The following is a 4,984-nucleotide window of genomic DNA, read 5'->3' as shown; positions in this document are numbered from 1 at the left end:
GGCTGACCATTGCCAAGATGCTGACCGAGCTGATGGGCGGCGAACTCACGCTCACCAGCCAGCCCGGCGTGGGCTCGGCCTTCCACATCAAGCTGTTCCTGCCCGAGGTGCATGCCGATGCCTGGGGAAAAAACCCCACCAAAGCGCGCCCGGCCCAGCCGCGCCGCGCCTATGCCGGGGCACGCCGCCGCATCCTGGTGGTGGACAACGAAGAGGCCGACCGCGAACTGCTGGTGCAGCTGCTGGAGCCCCGGGGCTTTGCCTTGCGCCAGGCCAGCAGCGGGCACGACGCGCTCGACCTGCTGGCCAGCGGCTACCGGCCCGACGCCCTGCTGCTCGACCTGGCCATGCCCGGCATCGACGGCTGGGAGACGCTGCGGCGCGTGCGCCAGATGGCGCTGCCCGACCTGCATTGCGCCATCGTCTCGGCCAACGCCTTTGACAAGGGGCTGGAGAACGCGCTGGGCATCGGCCCCGGGGATTTCATCGTCAAGCCCATCCGCCACAGCGAGCTGCTGGACTGGCTGGAGCGCCGCCTGGCGCTGGTGTGGGTGGATGCGGCGGCGCCCGCTGCGCCCGCCGCCGCCCCGGTTGCGGCGCCCGCGCCGCTGGTTTTTCCGGAGGGCGCGGCGCTGGCGGCGTTGCAGCACAGCGTGTCGCTGGGCTACTACCGGGGGATTTTGAACGCGCTGGACGAGATCGAGCGCAGCCACAGCGGCCACGCCGCGTTCGTGCAGACCCTGCGCGCGCTGGCCCAGGCGTTCCAGTTCGAGGCCATGGAGCAGATTCTTCAACAGGCACCCCATGCACCCCCACCTACCCCCTGAGCTTCCCCCTGAGCCCACGTCGGCGCCCCCGATCCTCGACCGCGCGCACGGCGACGTGGTGCTGATCGTCGATGACGTGCCCGACAACCTGGCCGTGCTGCACGATGCGCTGGACGAATCGGGCTACACCGTGCTGGTGGCCACGCGCGGCGAGGCGGCGCTGCAGCGCGCCGCGCAGGCGCTGCCCGACATCGTGCTGCTGGACGCCCTGATGCCCGGCATGGACGGCTTCGAGGTGGCGCGCCGCCTCAAGGCCACGGCGCAGACGGCGCACATCCCCATCATCTTCATGACCGGGCTGACCGAAACCGAGCACCTGGTGGCGGCGCTGGCGGCGGGCGGCGTGGACTACGTGACCAAGCCCATCAAGCCCAAGGAAGTGCTGGCGCGCATGAACGTACACCTGCAAGGCGCGCGCCGCGCCCGCCAGGAGGTGCGCCAGGCCGGGCAGGCGCGCAATGCGCTGGACGCCTTTGGCTACGCCAGCATCACGGTGCGCGTGGGCGATGGGCGGCTGATGTGGCAAACCCCGCTGGCGCGCGATCTGCTGCTCGATTACTTTGGCAGCAGCGCGCCCTATGCGCCCACCGTGGTGCTGGACTGGCTGCGCCAGCACCTGCCCGACCTGGAGCGGCTGGCGCAGCAGCAGCAAGAGCCGCCGCGCCTGAACGTGCAGCAGGGCGCGCGCTGCCTGAGTTTTCGGCTGCACCAGCAGACCGGCGATGGCGAGGGCGGCGGCGACTGGCTGATCGTGATGCGCGAGGTGTCCGATGCCGCCGTGATCGCCTGCCTGGGCCTGGGCTTCAAGCTCACGGCGCGCGAGGCCGAGGTGCTGTACTGGCTGGTCAAGGGCAAGACCAACCGCGACATTGGCGAGATTCTGGGCAGCAGCCCGGCCACCGTCAAAAAGCACCTGGAGCGGGTGTACGTCAAGCTGGGCGTGGAAACGCGCACGGCGGCGGCGGGCATGGCCATGGCGCGCATCCGCCAGTCGCACCCGCAGTTCGAGGGGTAGGCCCCAGCAGCCCGCAACGTGGCACAGTCCTTGCGTGGCACAGGGCTCTAGCCGACGGAGTTCCCATGCACGCATTGACCTTACCCGCTGCGGACCATTACGACGAGATGCTGCTGCCCAGTGGCGCCATCCGGCCGCATTACCAATCCTTTGCCAACTGGCTGCACGCGCAGACGCCCCAGGCGCTGGCCAAGAAACACGCCGAAGCCGACTTGCTGTTTCACAAGGTCGGCATCACCTTTGCCGTGTATGGCGACGAGGCCGGGGCCGAGCGGCTGATTCCGTTTGACACCGTGCCGCGCATCGTGCATTCCAACGAGTGGAAGATGCTGGAGGCGGGCCTGCGCCAGCGGGTGACGGCGCTGAACCGCTTCTTGTGGGACATCTACCACGACCACGACATCATCAAAGCCGGGCTCATTCCCGCCGAACAGGTGTTTGCCAACGCCCAGTACCAGCCCGCCATGCAGGGCCTGGACTTGCCGCACGGCATTTACGCGCACATCACCGGGGTCGATCTGATCCGCCATGCGGACGGCGGCTACTACGTGCTCGAAGACAACCTGCGCGTGCCCTCCGGGGTGAGCTACATGCTGGAAAACCGCAAGATGATGATGCGGCTGTTTCCCGAGCTGTTTGCCCGCTACCCGGTGGCGCCGGTGGCGCACTACCCGACCTTGTTGCTCGATACCCTGCGCCACTCCAGCGACGCGGAAAACCCCACCGTGGTGGTGCTGACACCGGGGCCGTGCAATTCAGCCTACTTCGAGCACGCCTTCCTGGCCCAGCAAATGGGCGTCGAGCTGGTGGAGGGGCAAGACCTGTTCGTCAAGGACGACTACCTTTACATGCGCACCACCGTGGGCGCGCAGCGGGTGGACGTGATCTACCGGCGCATTGACGACGCCTTCCTCGATCCGCTGGCCTTCAACGCCGACTCCATGCTCGGCGTGCCGGGCCTGTTGTCGGTGTACAAGCAGGGCCACCTGATCTTGGCCAATGCCATCGGCACCGGCGTGGCCGACGACAAGTCGATCTACCCCTACGTGCCCGACATGGTCCGCTTCTACCTGAACGAGGAGCCCATCCTGCACAACGTGCCCACCTGGCAATGCCGCAAGCCGGACGACCTGGCCCACGTGCTGGAGCACATGGCCGAGCTGGTGGTCAAGGAAGTGCATGGCGCGGGCGGCTACGGCATGTTGGTCGGGCCAGCCTCCACAGCCGCCGAGGTGGCCGACTTCAAAGAGCGCGTGCGCGCCAACCCCAGCAACTACATCGCCCAGCCCACGCTGTGCCTGTCGAGCTGCCCGACCTTTGTCGAAAGCGGCATTGCGCCGCGCCACATCGACCTGCGCCCGTTTGTGCTCAGTGGCCGCGAGGTGTCGATGGTGGCCGGCGGCCTGACGCGCGTGGCCCTGAAAGAAGGCTCGCTGGTGGTCAACTCGTCCCAGGGTGGCGGCACCAAGGACACCTGGATTCTGGAGGCCTGAGATGCTGTCACGTACTGCTGCCCAACTCTTTTGGATGAGCCGCTACCTGGAGCGCGCGGAAAACCTGGTGCGCATGCTCGATGTGACGCACTCGCTGTCGCTGCTGCCGCAGTCGCGCGGGGCCATGACCGAGTTTGCCGCACCGCTGGCCGTCACCGGCACGCTGGACCCGTACATCGCGCAAAACCGCAAGCTCGATGGCGAGGCGCTGTTTCACTACATGGCGCTTGATTTGGACAACCCCGCCTCGGTGCTGTCGTGCCTGAAGCTGGCGCGCGAAAACGCCCATGCCGTGCGCGGCAAGATCACCGCCGAAATGTGGGAGGCGATCAACGCCAGCTGGCTCGAAGCGCGCGAGATGCCCCGGCGCGGCATCACCGATGTGTCGGGCTTTTTTGACTGGATCAAGGAGCGCTCGCACCTGTTTCGCGGCGCCACCTACGGCACCTTGCAGCGCAACGATGCCTACTGCTTCATCCGCCTGGGCACCTTCATTGAGCGCGCCGACAACACGGCGCGCCTGCTCGACGTCAAATCGCAACTGATCGAGCCTGCCGTGGCCGGTTTGGCGCCGGTTCATCTGCCGCAGGAAAGCGCCCCCGAGTTTTATGCCTGGAGCGCGCTGCTGCGCTCGCTGTCGGCCTTTGAGGCCTACCACGAGGTGTACCGCGATGCGCTGGAGGGCCGCCGCGTCACAGAGCTGCTGATCCTGCGCCCCGACGTACCCCGCAGCCTGCGCGCCTGCTGCGATGAAATCCGCACCATCCTGCCCGACATCGAGGCCCTGCCAGGCTCCTTGGACGCGGGCCGCGAGGTCAAGCTGCTGGCGGGCAAGCTGGCACTGAAGCTGGAATATGGCGTGGTCGATGACATCCTGGACGCTGGCGTACACCGCTGGCTGACCGACTTTCTGGCCCAGTCGGCCCGGTTGGGCGACGCCATTGGCAAGGCCTACCTCGAAGCCAATTGAATGCCGGTTTTTTGACCCCCGCAAGGAAACGCTATGCACCTGCTCATCGCCCACGAAACCGTTTACCGCTACGACCGGCTGGTGCAGCGCAGCACGCAGTACCTGCGCCTGACACCGCGCCCCGGCCACGGCTTGAAGGTGCTGTCCTGGCAGCTCACCCTGCCAGCACCGGCATCGCGCTGCCTGGATGCCTACGGCAACATCATGCATGTGCTGACGCTGGACAAGCCGGTGAGCGACATCCATCTGCTGGCCCGTGGCGAGGTCGAAACCGACGACAGTGCGCCCACGCCCGACCCGCAAGACGAGCTGCCCGCGCAGCTGTTTCTGCGCGACTCGCCCCTGACGCGCGCAGACGCTGCGCTGCGCCAGTTTGCCCACGGGCATGCGGCGCAGGTGGCGTCCGACCCGCTGGCGGGCCTGTTGCACATGATGCAGGCGCTGGTCGTGGTCATGCCCTATACCCCGGGCACCACCGACGCGGCCACCCCGGCCGCCGAGGCCTTTGCCAACCAGAACGGCGTTTGCCAAGACCACGCGCAGGTCTTTGCTACCTGTGCGCGGCTGCTGGGCCTGCCCGCGCGCTACGTCAGCGGCTATCTGGCGGCCGATACCGAGCATGTGGCCAGCCACGCCTGGGCCGAAGTGCGCCTGCCCCAGGGCTGGCTGGGTTTTGATG

At 67.5% G+C, this 4,984-nt stretch carries 5 protein-coding genes; all 5 read left to right on the top strand.

The genetic code is table 11. The features are described 5' to 3' along the window. Positions 1 to 827, top strand: an 827-nt coding sequence (locus tag PHX69_RS15295) for an ATP-binding response regulator (protein ID WP_288044877.1), incomplete at its 5' end; no start/stop codon positions are given. Continuing rightward, a complete protein-coding gene (locus PHX69_RS15290) occupies positions 805 to 1,842 on the top strand; it encodes a response regulator transcription factor (protein ID WP_288044875.1) in 1,038 nt (345 codons plus the stop codon). The genes PHX69_RS15295 and PHX69_RS15290, both read left to right, overlap by 23 nt. A gap of 107 nt (positions 1,843 to 1,949) precedes the next feature. Further along, positions 1,950 to 3,335, top strand: a complete 1,386-nt coding sequence (locus tag PHX69_RS15285) for a circularly permuted type 2 ATP-grasp protein (RefSeq protein WP_502958549.1) — start codon at positions 1,950 to 1,952, stop codon at positions 3,333 to 3,335. Between the two features lies 1 nt (position 3,336). Next, the gene (locus PHX69_RS15280) at positions 3,337 to 4,305 is read left to right on the top strand and encodes an alpha-E domain-containing protein (RefSeq protein ID WP_288044870.1); all 969 of its coding nucleotides are present in this window, start codon (positions 3,337 to 3,339) and stop codon (positions 4,303 to 4,305) included. 33 nt (positions 4,306 to 4,338) lie between these two features. Then, on the top strand, positions 4,339 to 4,984 hold a 646-nt coding region (locus PHX69_RS15275; protein WP_288044868.1), incomplete at its 3' end, for a transglutaminase family protein.

Source organism: Simplicispira sp., from assembly GCF_028687295.1.
Lineage (GTDB): Bacteria > Pseudomonadota > Gammaproteobacteria > Burkholderiales > Burkholderiaceae_C > Simplicispira > Simplicispira metamorpha.
This window is presented reverse-complemented; position numbering and strand designations above follow the sequence as displayed.